The 296-nt window shown below is 40.2% G+C and carries 1 protein-coding gene; it reads left to right on the forward strand.

All coding sequences use genetic code 11. From position 1 onward, the window contains the following. Nucleotides 1-82: 82 nt before the first annotated feature. A partial coding sequence (locus tag CWB65_RS19685) for a hypothetical protein (RefSeq protein ID WP_138741300.1) occupies nt 83-296 on the forward strand: 214 nt, incomplete at its 3' end.

Raw genomic sequence — 296 nt, forward strand, 5'->3', positions numbered from 1 at the left:
AAGAGGGGAAAAACGCTTAGGTCGGCCGAAAGAACATGGAAGGTACGATGCATCTCAATCTACACCGGAAATGGAGTCAGTAATGGAGCCTGCTATCAAGTACCCCATTTTCACCGGTAAATACACGGTTGATAAAAAGGGTAAACCCAAGAATGGATTTAGATTGGAAGATGCATATCTTGATTTTTTGGCGCGATGGTGTGATGGGGATTTTCGTAAAATGGAAAATGATAAACCAAGCTCTGATTTATTTAAAGCTTTTTTCTATAAAAAATTAAGCCCAGAAGCCCGAGCAT

The organism is Pseudoalteromonas sp. S554 (genome assembly GCF_005930865.1).
Classification (GTDB): domain Bacteria; phylum Pseudomonadota; class Gammaproteobacteria; order Enterobacterales; family Alteromonadaceae; genus Pseudoalteromonas; species Pseudoalteromonas marina.